General features: G+C 47.2%; 12 protein-coding genes. 7 read left to right on the plus strand and 5 right to left on the minus strand.

Annotation, left to right across the window (positions count from 1 at the left end):
• Positions 1-7 precede the first annotated feature (7 nt).
• Positions 8-601, minus strand: a complete 594-nt coding sequence (locus CWI76_RS07885) for a DNA-3-methyladenine glycosylase I (protein ID WP_126759790.1) — start codon at positions 599-601, stop codon at positions 8-10.
• Positions 602-683: 82 nt separating this feature from the next.
• Here CWI76_RS07885 and glyQ point away from each other — a divergent pair, with 82 nt between their 5' ends.
• Positions 684-1607 carry a glycine--tRNA ligase subunit alpha gene (gene glyQ, locus CWI76_RS07890; protein ID WP_126759791.1) on the plus strand — a complete coding sequence of 308 codons (924 nt, stop codon included), beginning with the start codon at positions 684-686 and terminating at the stop codon, positions 1605-1607.
• 2 nt (positions 1608-1609) lie between these two features.
• Entirely contained in the window at positions 1610-3676 is a 2067-nt protein-coding gene (glyS, locus tag CWI76_RS07895) for a glycine--tRNA ligase subunit beta (protein WP_126759792.1), read from the plus strand.
• A 105-nt stretch (positions 3677-3781) separates the two neighbouring features.
• On the opposite strand, the gene gyrB is transcribed toward glyS, so the two are convergent.
• From gyrB to dnaA, 4 genes are all read right to left on the minus strand, one after another.
• Positions 3782-6202 carry a DNA topoisomerase (ATP-hydrolyzing) subunit B gene (gyrB, locus tag CWI76_RS07900; protein ID WP_126759793.1) on the minus strand — a complete coding sequence of 807 codons (2421 nt, stop codon included), beginning with the start codon at positions 6200-6202 and terminating at the stop codon, positions 3782-3784.
• Between the two features lie 11 nt (positions 6203-6213).
• Complete coding sequence (gene recF / locus CWI76_RS07905; RefSeq protein WP_126759794.1) at positions 6214-7296, minus strand: DNA replication/repair protein RecF; 1083 nt, start codon at positions 7294-7296, stop codon at positions 6214-6216.
• A 20-nt stretch (positions 7297-7316) separates the two neighbouring features.
• Positions 7317-8417 carry a DNA polymerase III subunit beta gene (dnaN, locus tag CWI76_RS07910; RefSeq protein ID WP_126759795.1) on the minus strand — a complete coding sequence of 367 codons (1101 nt, stop codon included), beginning with the start codon at positions 8415-8417 and terminating at the stop codon, positions 7317-7319.
• 62 nt (positions 8418-8479) lie between these two features.
• Positions 8480-9889, minus strand: a complete 1410-nt coding sequence (gene dnaA, locus CWI76_RS07915) for a chromosomal replication initiator protein DnaA (RefSeq protein ID WP_126759796.1) — start codon at positions 9887-9889, stop codon at positions 8480-8482.
• Positions 9890-10178: 289 nt separating this feature from the next.
• On the opposite strand from dnaA, the gene rpmH reads away from it, so the two are divergent.
• From rpmH to mnmE, 5 genes are read left to right on the plus strand one after another with little or no spacing between them, the layout of a single operon-like run.
• On the plus strand, positions 10179-10313 hold the full coding sequence (gene rpmH, locus CWI76_RS07920; RefSeq protein ID WP_055439485.1) for a 50S ribosomal protein L34: 135 nt from the start codon (positions 10179-10181) through the stop codon (positions 10311-10313).
• Between the two features lie 2 nt (positions 10314-10315).
• Positions 10316-10708 carry a ribonuclease P protein component gene (rnpA, locus tag CWI76_RS07925; protein WP_126759797.1) on the plus strand — a complete coding sequence of 131 codons (393 nt, stop codon included), beginning with the start codon at positions 10316-10318 and terminating at the stop codon, positions 10706-10708.
• A complete protein-coding gene (gene yidD, locus CWI76_RS07930) occupies positions 10645-10935 on the plus strand; it encodes a membrane protein insertion efficiency factor YidD (RefSeq protein WP_126759798.1) in 291 nt (96 codons plus the stop codon). The genes rnpA and yidD overlap by 64 nt, the downstream gene beginning before the upstream one ends.
• Positions 10932-12602 (plus strand): membrane protein insertase YidC, encoded by a 1671-nt coding sequence (gene yidC, locus CWI76_RS07935; RefSeq protein WP_126759799.1) that lies wholly within the window; start codon positions 10932-10934, stop codon positions 12600-12602. The genes yidD and yidC overlap by 4 nt, the downstream gene beginning before the upstream one ends.
• A gap of 3 nt (positions 12603-12605) precedes the next feature.
• On the plus strand, positions 12606-13979 hold the full coding sequence (gene mnmE, locus CWI76_RS07940) for a tRNA uridine-5-carboxymethylaminomethyl(34) synthesis GTPase MnmE (RefSeq protein ID WP_126759800.1): 1374 nt from the start codon (positions 12606-12608) through the stop codon (positions 13977-13979).
• Positions 13980-14968: the final 989 nt, after the last annotated feature.

A 14968-nucleotide genomic window follows, 5' to 3' on the forward strand; every position in this document is an offset into this window, starting at 1 on the left:
CTCTTATCTATAATGAGAAACGGCGCATGGCGTCGCAGGTTGGTTCATAGCAGTGGCAAGTGACGACATGATCGTTCACCATCCCCACCGCTTGCATAAACGCATAACAAATAGTGGTACCAACGAAGCTAAAGCCAGCTTTTTTTAAGGCTTTCGCCATGGTATCAGAAACTTTATCAGAAGTGGGAATGTCACCCCCCTGTCGAGCGAAAATTCTGGGCTGCCCGTCGCTGAATTGCCATAGAAACTCGTTAAAACTGATGCCCTGCTCTTCGAGTGCAAGGTAGGCGCGTGCGTTTTTAAAGATTGATTCTATTTTTAAGCGATTGCGAATAATGCCCGCATTTTGCATCAGGCTGGCTTGGTAATCTTCTGACAATTGCACAATTTTATGGGGGTTAAAGTCACAAAAGGCTTTTTCGTAATTGGTTTGCTTGCGTAGAATAGTAATCCAACTTAATCCTGCTTGTTGGCCATCAAGACACAACTTCGCAAATAGCTCTTGGCTGTCACTCACAGGACGCCCCCATACGGTGTCGTGGTAGTGAACATACTCAGGGTCGGTGCCGCACCAACTGCAGCGGTGAATTGTTTTCGTCATTTCGCACGGTATCCTGTAACCTCGCGTCAACACAGGGTATAATTTACGCCAATTTGGTTTAAAAATCAGCACGAGATATCGCATGGCTAGCTACGATGTAAAAACATTTCAGGGCCTTATTTTAGCCCTTCAAGATTACTGGGCGCAGCAAGGTTGCGCTGTAGTACAACCGTTGGATATGGAAGTGGGTGCAGGCACCTTCCATCCAATGACGTTCTTGCGCTCAGTTGGCCCCGAGCCAGCTAGCTTTGCCTATGTGCAGCCGTGCCGCCGTCCGACAGATGGTCGTTATGGTGAAAACCCCAATCGTTTACAGCACTATTACCAGTTCCAAGTGCTACTCAAACCATCACCTTCGAATATTCAAGAGCTCTATTTAGGCTCACTTGAGATGTTGGGTTTTGACCCGCTTGTTCATGATATTCGTTTTGTGGAAGACAACTGGGAATCACCTACCTTGGGCGCGTGGGGTTTAGGCTGGGAAGTTTGGTTAAACGGTATGGAAGTCACCCAGTTTACCTATTTTCAGCAAGTTGGTGGTCTTGAGTGTAAGCCGGTTGCTGGTGAGATCACCTATGGCCTCGAACGCCTCGCTATGTATATTCAAGGTGTCGATAGCATTTATGATCTGGTGTGGACCGATGGTCCGCGCGGCAAGATCCTTTATGGCGATGTGTTCCATCAAAACGAAGTCGAACAATCGACTTACAATTTTGAGCACGCCGATGTTGATGTATTATTTGCTCGCTTTGATTCTTGTGAGAAAGAATGTGAGCACTTACTATCAGCGAACCTGCCATTGCCCGCATACGAACAGGTTATGCGTGCCTCACACGCATTCAATTTACTCGATGCGCGCCACGCCATTTCGGTGACCGAACGTCAACGATATATTTTACGCGTTCGAACCATGGCGAAAGGTTGCGCTGAAGCCTACTTTGCGGCTCGTGAAGCATTAGGATTTCCGCTTGTGCAAAACCAATCAGCAGTAAAAGAAGGAGCTTAACCGTGCGCTACGATACGTTATTAGTTGAAATTGGCACCGAAGAGCTACCTCCAAAAGCATTAAAAGGCTTAAGCGAATCATTTACAGACGGTTTAAGCAGCCTACTTAAAGAAAACGACTTTACCTTTGACAGCGTCAAGTCGTTCGCAACCCCGCGTCGATTAGCGGTTCAGGTTGAGAGGCTAGCTTCTCAACAGGCCGATAAAATCGTCGAAAAACGCGGCCCTGCGGTCAATGTAGCGTTTGATGACGCAGGCAATCCGACCAAGGCCGCCGAAGGTTGGGCGCGCGGTAACGGTATCACGGTGGCGGAAGCTGAGCGTTTGGTCACTGATAAAGGCGAATGGTTACTCTATAAAGCTGAGGTTCAGGGGCAGCCCTTGGCTGACGTGTTACCTGAACTCGTAGCTGCGGCACTGAAAAAACTGCCAATTCCGAAGCCGATGCGTTGGGGTAACGGCACAGCGCAGTTTATTCGTCCGGTTAAAACCGTCACCATGCTGTACGGTTCTGAACTGATTCCGGGCACCATTTTGGACGTGAGTGCGAGCAATCAGATTCAAGGTCACCGTTTTCACGCCCCTCAAGGCGCCGCGCTGAAGAGTGCCAATGATTATGAAGCGACGCTCGAATCTATTTGGGTTGTCGGTGATTTTGCAAAACGTCGGGATATTATCGTTTCTGGTATTGATAAATTAGCCAAAGAACTCGGTGGCCGTGTTGTCGAAGATGCTGACTTGATTGACGAAGTTACTGCCCTAGTTGAATGGCCGGTGGCATTATCGGCTTCGTTTGATGAATCATTCTTATCGGTTCCGAAAGAGCCGTTGATTGTGACCATGAAAGACGATCAGCGCTACTTTCCACTCGAAGATGAGCAAGGTAATTTGCTGCCTGCATTTATCTTTATTACTAACATTGAATCGAAAGACCCTGCACAAATAGTTTCGGGCAACGAAAAAGTAGTTCGCCCTCGCCTAGCCGATGCGCAATTCTTCTTTGAATCAGATAAGAAGATCCGTTTAGCTGACCGTGTTGATGGATTAGCTAGTATCTTATTCCAAAAGCAACTTGGTTCCATCAAAGATAAATCGGACCGTATTGCGAAAGTTGCAGCGTCAATTGCGTCTGACTTGAACGCCAATGCGGCAGTGGCAGAGCGCGCCGGCTATTTGTGTAAGGCCGATCTCGCCTCGCAAATGGTGTTGGAATTCCCTGAAACACAAGGTGTGATGGGTATGCATTATGCGCGTCATGACGGCGAAGCCGAAGGCGTACCGCAAGCGATTTTCGAGCATTATCTACCACGCTTTGCTGGTGACGAACTGCCCCAATCGCCAGAAGGCGCGGCAGTTGCTATCGCGGATAAGCTCGATACCTTAGTCGGAATATTCGGTATCGGGCAAACACCAAAAGGCGACCGTGACCCATTTGCATTGCGTCGCGCCGCCATCGGCTTGTTACGAATCATCGTTGAAGGTGGCTACAACCTCGATTTGGAAGTGTTAGTTAAGCACTCTGCGGCGAGTTTTGGAACGCTATTAACCGCGAAAGATGTTCAACAGGATGTCGTCGATTTCTTGTTAGGCCGCTTCCGCACTTGGTATCAAGAACAGGGTATCGCAGTTGACGTTATTCAAGCGGTTCTTGCGCGACGCCCTACCAAGCCTGTTGATTTTGATCTTCGCGTGAAAGCGGTGACTGAGTTTAGAAATCATTCGGCCGCTGAAGCGTTGGCAGCCGCCAATAAGCGGGTGAGTAACATCCTAGCGAAGGTTGAAGGCAAGCTACCCAGTACAGTCAATGATGACTTGTTACAAGAGGATGCGGAACGCGCCTTGGCGAACGCGATTAAAGAAGCTAGAGAGGTTTCGGCAGCAGCATTGAACGCAGGCAATTATACCGCCGCCCTCGCTTCGCTGGCGTCGCTGCAACAACCGGTAGATACGTTTTTTGATCATGTGATGGTGAACGCCGATGATGATTCAGTACGTCAGAATCGTCTCGCGTTACTACAAAATCTACGTGAGCTATTCTTACAAATTGCGGATATTTCGGTTTTAAATTAAACTAAGGTCCATAAGATTCAGGTTACTTGATAACTGGCCTAGATTCTTTGTTTCCAAAAATAAAAAGGGAGCCAATTGGCTCCCTTTTTTTGATGCAATTAGTAACTACACGTCAAGGTTTGCAACCTTCAGAGCATTCGTTTCAATGAACGCACGACGCGGCTCTACATCATCGCCCATTAGGGTCGTAAACAATTGGTCTGCGGCAATAGCATCCTCAATTGTTACGCGAAGCATACGGCGAGTTTCTGGATCCATCGTGGTTTCCCACAATTGTTCCGGATTCATCTCACCCAAACCTTTGTAACGCTGGATATAGATACCACGTTTCGATTCGCTGATTAACCACTCAACGGCCTCAACGAAATCGCTGACAGGTTTCTCTTTCTCACCACGGCGCACAAAGCCACCCGCTTCGACCAATCCATTAATCTTTTCACCAATTGATACGAGCTGGTCGTAATCACGCGACATCAAGAATTCATAGCTCAATGGATATGGCGTATCAATCCCATGCCGACGTACGATAACAACTGGCAAATAGAAGTTACGTTCTTCGTCATGTTGAACCGACAAGGTATATGTTGCAGAGTTTACTTCTCGTGCAGTAAGGTCATTTTGCAACGTACCCGCCCACTCCGTCATAGCCTGTTGATTTTTAAGCATTTCCTCTGTCAACCGAGGTGCATACAGTAAGCGTTGCAGGAACGTTTCAGGCATACGACGCGAGAGCCGTGTTTTAATTGAGTTCTGCGCTAACTGATAGTCGTTCACCAATGTTTCAAGGTGTGCACCACTAATACCGGGGGCATCGCTCGTAACATGCAAAGAGGCACCATCAAGTGCAAGACTGGTCAGATACTGAATCAAACCCGGATCATCTTTGATATATGTCTCTTGCTTCCCTTTCTTCACTTTATAAAGCGGCGGTTGAGCAATGTACATATAACCACGTTCGATAAGCTCTGGCATTTGACGATAGAAGAAGGTCAACAGCAACGTCCGAATATGGGAGCCGTCGACATCGGCATCGGTCATAATGATGATGCGATGATAACGGGTTTTATCTGGATCATATTCGTCACGCCCAATACCACAGCCTAATGCGGTAATGAGTGTTGCAACTTCTTGCGATGACAACATCTTGTCGAAGCGTGCCTTTTCGACGTTTAGAATCTTACCTTTCAAAGGTAAAATCGCTTGGTTTTTGCGGTTACGGCCCTGCTTCGCAGAACCACCCGCAGAGTCACCCTCCACAATGTAGAGTTCAGACAAAGCCGGATCTTTTTCCTGACAATCTGCTAGCTTACCAGGTAAGCCAGCTAAATCTAATGCGCCCTTACGACGAGTCATTTCACGGGCTTTGCGAGCCGCTTCACGAGCTCGCGCTGCATCGATAATTTTACCGACGATTATCTTCGCGTCACCAGGCTGCTCAAGTAGGAAGTCCGCAAGCTTTTCGTTCATAGCTTGCTCGACCGCACTCTTCACTTCAGACGAAACCAATTTATCTTTCGTCTGCGATGAGAATTTCGGGTCGGGTACTTTCACCGAAACAACCGCTGTCAAACCTTCGCGCGCGTCATCACCTGTAGCATTGGTCTTATATTTCTTATTCAGACCTTCTTTTTCCATGTAAGTATTTAACGTACGTGTCAATGCTGCGCGGAAACCGGCTAAGTGCGTACCACCATCGCGTTGCGGAATATTGTTGGTGAAACAGTAGATAGCTTCTTGGAATGAGTCATTCCATTGCATTGAAACTTCCACTGAAATACCGTCTTCACGCTCACTTGTGAAGTGGAACACGTTCTGGTGAATTGGGGTTTTGTTCTTGTTTAAATACGATACAAACGCCGATATTCCACCTTCATATTTAAAGTGGTCTTGGCGTTCGTTACGCTCGTCCTTAAGGATGATTGATACACCTGAATTCAAGAAAGACAATTCGCGTAATCGTTTCGCAAGAATGTCGTAATGGAATTCGATATCACTAAAAATTGTAGGGCTCGGCCAGAAACGAATTTCTGTACCCGTTTTATCGGTATCGCCGATCTGAGCTAACGGCGCTACTGGGTCACCTAGGTTATAGGTTTGCTGATAAATATGCCCTTGGCGTTGTATAGTCAGCAATAGTTTGTCTGACAAAGCATTCACTACAGACACACCGACACCGTGCAAACCGCCCGAAACCTTGTACGAGTTGTCATCGAACTTACCGCCGGCGTGCAGTACAGTCATAATTACCTGTGCCGCTGATACACCTTCCTCTGAGTGGATGTCGACCGGAATACCACGCCCATCATCTCGAACTGACACTGATCCGTCGGAATGAATCGTCACGAGAATATCTTTGCAGTGCCCTGCTAACGCTTCATCGATTGAGTTATCGACAACCTCGAAAACCATGTGATGTAAGCCGGTACCGTCATCGGTGTCACCGATGTACATACCGGGGCGTTTGCGAACTGCATCAAGCCCTTTAAGGACTTTAATACTGGACGAATCGTAATTGTTTTCTGCCATAATTAGCTTCTCTATTGTTCCTTGACGGTTCCATGTTCCACGTGGAACATTCTAGTATCTTCAGTTTTGAGGAGTGCACTTACGTCACTGCCGTCAATCGCCGATACAAAAACCTGTGACTTGGATGCGACAAGCGCACCACAAAACTTCTGCTGACTAACCGAATCCAATTCGGCTGTAATGTCGTCCACTAAGTAGATACATTGTACGCCAGTTTTCTGCTGAAGGTATTCACCTTGTACCAATTTGAGTGCGGCAACAAGTAACTTCAGCTGGCCTCGTGAGAGTAAGTTTTTGACATCTTCTCCATTGGCCAAAATTCTAAGTTCAGCTTTGTGCGGACCGACGGTTGAGTGCCCATATCGTAAATCTTGATCACGATGTTTTTCGAGCGCCTCAGCTAGAGAAATGCCTTTCTCCCAACCAGACCGCAGTTGAAACTCAAATTTATAGTTTGGCAAAAACTCCGCCAAACGTTTTGTTAGTACCGGAACGAAGCCTTCAACGTAAGTTTCTCGATGCGCTTGTATGCGTTCTCCAAACCTTGCAAATTGCTCATCCCAATACTGATGTTCTTCATAAAAGCGTTTCATCTTGAGCAAACTGTTTCGCTGCTTCAACAATTTCGCGAAACCAACCCAATCGCTATAAAAGGAATGTTCCACGTGGAACACGCCCCAATCTATGTATTGCCGTCTTACCTTAGGGCCACCCAAAATTAGCTCGATGCTTTCGGGGGTCATCAGCTGAACCGGCACCATTCGGGCCAATGCTGAAAATCGTTTTTCTTTTGCTTGGTCAATTCGTAGCTGAACTTCGCCTGCGTGATTACGCTGGTAGCCAACCTGATGCTTTGCGCCATTCTGTTCGGTTAATCGCGCGAACACAACAAAATGGTCATCCTCGTTTCGAATCAATTGGCGAAATGTACCGGGTCGAAACGACCGTCCAAAACCCAAGCAATAAATTGATTCGATTAAACTTGTTTTGCCGCTACCATTTGCTCCGGAAATAATATTAACCGTTCGACTTGGCGTCATCGATACTGACGCAAAATTTCGAAAACTTTTAAGCGACAACGACTCCAGATACATAAACGATAACAATGCGCCTTTTACAGACGCATTGGCATGACCACATACAACGACGAATCATCATCGTTATCTTCAATAAGTCCACTTGCATCTGAACCGGATAGCGTCAGTTTTACTTTGCTACCTTGTACGGTATTCAGTACATCAATCAAGTAGCTTACATTAAAGCCAATCTCTAATGGCTCGCCTTGGTATTCAACTTCAATCACCTCTTCAGCCGTTTCTTGCTCTGGGTTATTTGCTGTTAAACACATCTCGCCGGCGCTTAAATTAACACGGACGCCACGATACTTTTCATTGGAAAGAATCGAAGCGCGCGAACAGGCCTGTTTTAAAACGTCGCGCTCAGCCACCACTACCTTGTCTCCGCCACTCGGAAGTACACGGCGGTAATCAGGGAAGCGACCATCAACAAGCTTACTCGTAAACCCAATACCATTCGTTTCAATGCGTATATGGTTGTTACCAATTAAAATCTTCACTTCGTTTTCAACATCGTCCAGTAGACGAAGTAATTCCATGACACCCTTACGCGGCACAATCACTTGACGGGCAGCGAGATTCGGTTGACCAATCTCACAGCTACTCATGGCGAGACGGTGGCCATCGGTTGCGACGGTACGCAAGGTGTTTACATCTGTTTCGAACAGCATGCCGTTCAGGTAATAGCGAACGTCTTGGTTCGCCATAGAGAAATGGGTGCGTTCCATTAAGTCTTTAAGCACTGCTTGGCTTGTAACTAGCTGAATATCGCTATCCCAGTCGTCAATATTTGGGAAATCTTGCGCCGGCAATGTTGCTAGCGTGAATTTACTGCGACCTGAGCGAATCATTGCTTTATCTGCAGATGCCGTAAATTCAACTGTTGCACCATCGGGTAGGCTGCGGACAATATCCACCAACTTCTTCGCCGGAACTGTTACTTCACCGGCTTCGCCGCCCTCAATAGCGCAGGAAGAAACTAGTTCTACCTCTAAGTCCGTACCGGTAAGCCGTACCTGATCCGACGATGCTTGAATGAGTACATTCGATAAAATCGGAATGGTATGTCGGCGCTCAACTGCACCGCTGACAACTTGAAGTGGCTTTAAAAAAGCATCACGACTGATGGAAAATTTCATACCCACATTCCCCTGTTGTTTGTTCCTTGTCGCTTCGCTGCGTCTGTACTAAACGTCAAACGTTACGCCGACAGCGTCCGAATTAAATTACGATAATCTTCTTTTAAATCGTTCTGTGAATCTTTTAACTTAGCAATCGTTCGACACGCATGTAATACCGTCGTGTGATCACGCCCACCGAAGGCGTCACCAATTTCCGGTAAACTATGGTTCGTTAATTCCTTCGCTAACGCCATCGCCATTTGGCGAGGTCGAGCGACTGAACGCGAGCGACGCTTAGACAGCATATCTGACATTTTAATGTTGTAGTACTCAGCCACTGTCTTTTGAATATTATCAATCGTAACTAACTTCTCTTGTGCCGCAATTAAATCTCGTAGTGCTTCTCGCACAAAATCGATAGTAATCTGACGACCAGTTAAATTTACGTTGGCAACCAAGCGGTTCAAAGCGCCTTCTAATTCGCGTACGTTCGAACGTAGCCGTTTCGCTATAAAAAACGCCACCTCATGCGGCAAAGTGATACCACGTTCTTGCGCCTTGCGAATCAAAATCGCCACCCGTGTTTCTAGTTCTGGTGGCTCAATTGCTATGGTCAAACCCCAGCCAAAACGAGACCGCAGTCGATCTTCTAATCCTTCAATCTCTTTCGGATACAGATCGCTCGTGAGAATAATCTGTTGATTGCCTTCAAGTAACGCATTGAAAGTATGGAAGAATTCCTCTTGCGTACCCTTTTTGTTCGAGAAAAAGTGAATATCATCAATAAGCAATGCATCGACAGAGCGATAATAGCGCTTCATTTCATCAATAGTACTATTCTTTAATGCATTCACCATGTCTTGAACGAATCGCTCGGCACGAATATAGAATACTTTTGCATCTTTCTTGTGTGCGCGAATAGCGTTGCCTACCGCATGTAACAAATGCGTTTTACCTAGGCCAGTGCCGCCGTAAACAAACAGCGGGTTGTATGCACTACCGGGATTCTCAGCTACTTGGTGTGCAGCCGCCAGTGCGAGTTGATTCGATTTACCTTCAACGAAATTATCAAAGGTATATTCTTCATCTATATTGCATTCAAAAGCGGGAGCTGGTGCATCAGTTGCATTCCATGGCGTTGCGCGTGGCTGCCGCTGGACCGGCGCTGTAGCAGGCGTTGATGCCGTTCGATTCGTTGTGGTACTTGTTGCTACACCATTGCCGGATTGCTTCTTCTCGACACCACCAACACGAAACGAAACACGAGGACTCTTCTCGCCGCGTTCGGTAGCAAGCTCATTCAGGTAGTCATTAATCTGATTCAGATATTTATCTTTGATCCAATCAACAACATATGAATTTGGCGCGTATAAGGTAAGAATGTTGTCTTCAACTTCAGATTGAAGTGGACGGATCCAGGTATTGAAATTCTGCGCGGTTAATTCGCTTTGCAGTCTATCTGCGCATAATTGCCAAAGCGATTTATTCACACCTGTCTCCCGATATTGTCAGTTATAATTATTAGTCTCGATAGCTAAAGCCAGATCGGTAGCGATCCTTTATTTTTAGTATCGGCTGGATTGATTTGATTGTACTAAAAGCACCTCAGGATCGCTAGCATTTGCAGCAAATTTACTGCGTGGAATATGAGCGCTTATCCACAATTAAAATCATTCTCATCTTCCATTTGTGGATAGCTTTTTACGTTGACTTTGATCCTTTTAACCGTTAGAATTCGCGCTCTAAATTTTTAGGTAACTCGAATACGGAAGTAACGTCATGAAAAGAACATTTCAACCAAGCGTATTGAAGCGCAAGCGCACTCACGGTTTCCGTGCTCGTATGGCAACGAAAAACGGTCGTCAAGTGTTGGCTCGCCGTCGTGCCAAAGGCCGTAAAGTTCTGTCTGCATAATATTGAAGCAGAATTACGCTTACGGGCGGGAGTTAAGACTGTTAACTCCCGCGCACTTTCAAAAAGTCTTCGATAATCCCCCGGTGAAAGCTGTCACGGCTGAACTCACCATGCTTGCTACCCCTAATAATCTCGGTTTTCCTCGAATTGGTGTCACGCTTTCAAAAAAGCGAGCCAAGCGCGCTGTTGATCGAAATCGAATAAAACGCAAGATTCGCGAGAGTTTTCGTCTAAAACAGCATAAAATACCGGCATTCGATATTATCGTGATTGGAAAAAACGGTGTTGTTGACCTTTCTCAGGAAGAATTACAGCAACGTTTGGATTACTTATGGCGAACCTTAAGCAAGCGTTGCGCGCAATACCTATCGGCTTCATCCGACTCTACCAGCTGATTATTAGTCCGCTAATAGGGCCGCGTTGTCGATTTACGCCAACCTGTTCACAATACGCCATAGAAGCAATCCAAAAGCATGGTATCATTCGAGGCTTCTGGCTTGCCAGTACGCGTATTCTCAAATGTCACCCAGGGCATCCAGGTGGCTTCGACCCGGTTCCAGGTACTGAACCTTGTGAAGCGGAAACAACGAATCAAAGTAAAACAGAGACGAAGGACTTATGAATTCGCCACGTTCTATCTTGTTTATTGCTTTCTTGGTAGTAAGCTTTTTCCTCTACCAAAATTGGCTTATTGATACTGCACCGGGTACACAAAAATCGGCGCAAACCCAACAAACTCAAACAATCGATTCAGGTGTGCCTGAAGCGCGTATGGAACCGTCAGCGACTGAAAGCGCTGTTCCAGAGTCAAGTGACAGTGGTTTGCCTGCCACAAGTAGCGCGTCAAACAATCCACGCGTGAAGGTCAAAACAGACGTACTTGATGTGGTTATCGACACCCACGGCGGCGACGTTGTTAACGCCCAGCTTCTTGAGTTTGCTCGTACACAAAATTCAGAAGAGCGTTTTGAGTTACTACATTCAAACCCGAACCAGCTCTATATCGCTCAGTCCGGCTTGATTGGCGCCGACGGCACCGATTCAGCTCAAGGTCGTCCGGTGTTCCACGTAGAACAAACTGAATACCAATTAACCGGCGACAAGCTTGAAGTACCACTTTACTACACTCTTGAGGATGGTAGCGAAATCATCAAAACCTTCATCTTCAGCAAGGGTTCATATGCCGTTGATGTGGTTTATACCATTCGCAATGCCACCACCACGCATAAACAGCTCCAGTTCTATGCTCAGCTGAAACAAATTATGACTGAAGGTTCAGGCAACATGATGATGCCAACCTATAAAGGAGGTGCTTATTCTTGGGACGAAGATCGTTACGAAAAATACTCATTTGATGACATGCGCGATCAACGTTTAAGCCGCGAAACCCAAAAAGGTTGGGTTGCCATGCTTGAGCATTATTTCGTATCGGCATGGATTCCCCGTGGTGAAGGCACCAAGCAACTGTTCTCGCGTATTGTCGGCGGCGACCAAGCGATTATGGGCGTACTTTACCCAACCGCGACTGTTGCACCAGGTGCTGAAGCGCAGATTCGCTCAACGTTGTTTATTGGTCCAAAAGACCAAGACGCCATGGCTCTGGTTGCAGAAGATTTGAATCTTACTGTCGATTACGGTTTCTTGTGGTGGTTAGCGCAGCCTATCTTTAAACTGCTTCAATTGGTACAGAGCGTCCTCATTAACTGGGGTCTATCAATCATCGCAATCACCATCATCATCAAAGCATTATTGTACCCGCTCACTAAAGCACAGTACGTGTCGATGGCAAAAATGCGGATGATTCAACCGAAGATGCAAGCGCTTCGTGAACGTTATGGCGACGACCGTCAGAAGATGTCACAAGCCATGATGAAGATGTATAAAGAAGAAAAAGTAAACCCACTCGGTGGTTGTTTACCGATGCTTCTTCAGTTGCCAATTTTCCTAGCTCTATACTGGGTACTTTTGGAGAGCGTCGAGCTACGCCACGCACCGTTATTCCTTTGGATTAACGACCTGTCAGCGAAAGACCCATACTTCATTTTACCTATATTGATGGGCGCATCGATGTTCATTATGCAGAAGCTACAACCAACGCCTGCTACTGACCCGATGCAACAGAAGCTACTGCAATATATGCCGGTCATCTTTACGGTATTCTTCCTCTGGTTCCCTGCCGGCCTCGTACTTTATTGGTTGAGCAGCAACTTGATCACCATTGGTCAGATGCAGTGGATTTACAGAGGCCTTGAAAAGAAAGGCATGATGGAACGTCGTAAAAAGAAATAAGTCATGGACTTTGAGCTAACGAACGACACTATCGTTGCACAAGCCACGCCTCCTGGGCGTGGCGGTGTCGGCATTGTGCGCGTTAGCGGCCCCGCGGCGCGCAACGTCGCTGAGCGGATGTTGGGGCATTGCCCAGTTCCACGTAAGGCGGAATACTTAACGTTTAAAGACCTTGACGGCGCAGTGCTTGATGAAGGCATTGCGCTTTTTTTTCCGGGACCAAACTCGTTTACCGGTGAAGATGTACTTGAGTTGCAAGGCCACGGTGGCCCCATACTCATCGACATGATCATCAAGGCAATTCTCGACTTCCCTGAAGTACGCCCTGCTCGCCCCGGCGAATTCAGCGAGCGCGCGTTTTTAAACGATAAACTCGATTTAACTCAGGCAGAGGCCATTGCTGATCTCATCGATACCACCTCAGAACAAGCCGCTAAAGCCGCTTTACAGAGTCTGCAAGGCGGTTTCTCACACGAGATAGACCAACTTGTCGATCAAGTCATACACCTGCGCATGTACGTCGAAGCTGCGATTGACTTCCCCGATGAAGAAATTGACTTCCTCAGTGACGGTAAAGTTGCGGCGGACCTTGAGGCGATTATTGATCGGCTGCAACAAGTGATGGTGCAAGCAAAGCAAGGCACGTTATTACGCGAAGGCATGAAAGTGGTGATCGCCGGTCGACCTAATGCTGGGAAATCGTCGTTATTAAACGCCCTCGCCGGTCGTGAATCAGCGATTGTAACGGCTATTGCTGGTACCACGCGCGATGTGTTGCGCGAGCATATTCAAATTGATGGAATGCCATTGCACATCATCGATACCGCCGGACTCCGAGAAAGCCCCGATGAAGTCGAACGCATCGGTATTCAACGCGCATGGGACGAAATTCGTGGCGCTGACCGTGTGCTATTTATGGTCGATGCGACTGAAACCAACGCCGTTCATCCTGCCGATATCTGGCCTGAGTTTTTTACGCAGTTACCCGAAGATCTGCCGTTCACGGTTATTCGTAACAAGGTTGATTTGAATGAAGAGCCGGTGATCATTGAAGATATTGGTGGCATTCCAGTGCTTCATCTAAGCGCAAAAACCGGACACGGCATTGATTTACTGCGCGAGCATTTAAAACACTGCGTCGGTTATACCGCCACCAGCGAAGGTAGCTTTATGGCACGTCGCCGTCACCTTGATGCCCTCGAGCGTGCGCGCGAACATCTGATGATTGGGCAAGAACAACTAGAAATGAATTTGGCCGGCGAATTGCTTGCTGAAGAGCTTCGCCTCACCCAACAACACTTAAACGAGATCACCGGTGAGTTCACTTCCGATGACTTGCTGGGCAAAATTTTTAGTAGCTTCTGTATCGGGAAGTGAAACGGCCAAAAAGATCGAAAAGCATCCAATCAAATACAAATAGACCATTGTTTTAAAACGTATTTTATTTTATTTTTTTGCAAACGGTTTGATCCTTTTTGCCCCCTCTTGCTCCTCTACGACAAACCCCGCCTTCCGGCGAAGCGTGAGCACAACAAGACCGTGAATCAGAAGGCTGAGGCCATCCGCGCAAAGCGGCTGTTGGAAATCGAGTCGTCACGACATGGATTGGATGATTGGACCAAGCATATCGGGATGGCATTGTCCGCGACAACCCGGTTCAACATGTCAAGTCCATCAAGCCGGAAAACACGAAACGGACTTACCTGACCCTGGAAGAGGTCCGGGCTCTGACCAAAGCCGAATGCCGGTATGACGTGCTGAGGCGGGCTTTCCTGTTTTCCTGCACTACTGGCCTTCGCTGGTCAGACATCCACAAGCTGGTCTGGGGTGAGATAGAGGAATTCGCTGATGGCCATTACCGCATCATTTTCCGGTAGAAGAAGCTGGTAAATGCCGGAAATTCGTTGCAATACCTTGACCTTCCCGATTCAGCGGTAAAACTGCTTAACCTGGAGAATCCTGGCAAGCCTGTTGCCCGTGTATTCAGCGAACTGCGCACTACAGAGATCTATGCGGATATTCTCGAAACGCGCCGTACTGAAGCCATGAGGAGCTTTCACAGTCCCGCTTTACACCTGCCCCACATCAAACACTCCGCCGTCTTGATCTTCGGTGTGTAAATCCCCATTTATAACACAGTCAACTTGTAGAGTATTTATGCCGCATTGCGGTACTCAAATGGCGTCATGTCATTGAGTGAATCGTGCGGTCGCTGGATGTTGACTCTTGACTTTCGGCATGTTAGGCACCATAACTTACAAAGTCTTGCAAGAATTTCCTCGATCGAGGCCGCGTGACGACGGAACTTGTGGGGGGGGGTATGACAGTTTCGTCAAAGTGAAATCGATCGATGGATCAATAATCAG

The organism is Pseudidiomarina marina, from assembly GCF_003987045.1.
Taxonomy (GTDB): domain Bacteria; phylum Pseudomonadota; class Gammaproteobacteria; order Enterobacterales; family Alteromonadaceae; genus Pseudidiomarina; species Pseudidiomarina marina.

Coding starts and splice junctions, on each gene's coding strand:
- recF (WP_126759794.1), bottom strand. CDS start 7,296: ATGTATCTGGAGTCGTTGTCGCTTAAAAGTTTTCGAAATTTTGCGTCA.
- dnaN (WP_126759795.1), bottom strand. CDS start 8,417: ATGAAATTTTCCATCAGTCGTGATGCTTTTTTAAAGCCACTTCAAGTT.
- glyQ (WP_126759791.1), top strand. CDS start 684: ATGGCTAGCTACGATGTAAAAACATTTCAGGGCCTTATTTTAGCCCTT.
- CWI76_RS07885 (WP_126759790.1), bottom strand. CDS start 601: ATGACGAAAACAATTCACCGCTGCAGTTGGTGCGGCACCGACCCTGAG.
- yidD (WP_126759798.1), top strand. CDS start 10,645: ATGGCGAACCTTAAGCAAGCGTTGCGCGCAATACCTATCGGCTTCATC.
- gyrB (WP_126759793.1), bottom strand. CDS start 6,202: ATGGCAGAAAACAATTACGATTCGTCCAGTATTAAAGTCCTTAAAGGG.
- yidC (WP_126759799.1), top strand. CDS start 10,932: ATGAATTCGCCACGTTCTATCTTGTTTATTGCTTTCTTGGTAGTAAGC.
- mnmE (WP_126759800.1), top strand. CDS start 12,606: ATGGACTTTGAGCTAACGAACGACACTATCGTTGCACAAGCCACGCCT.
- rpmH (WP_055439485.1), top strand. CDS start 10,179: ATGAAAAGAACATTTCAACCAAGCGTATTGAAGCGCAAGCGCACTCAC.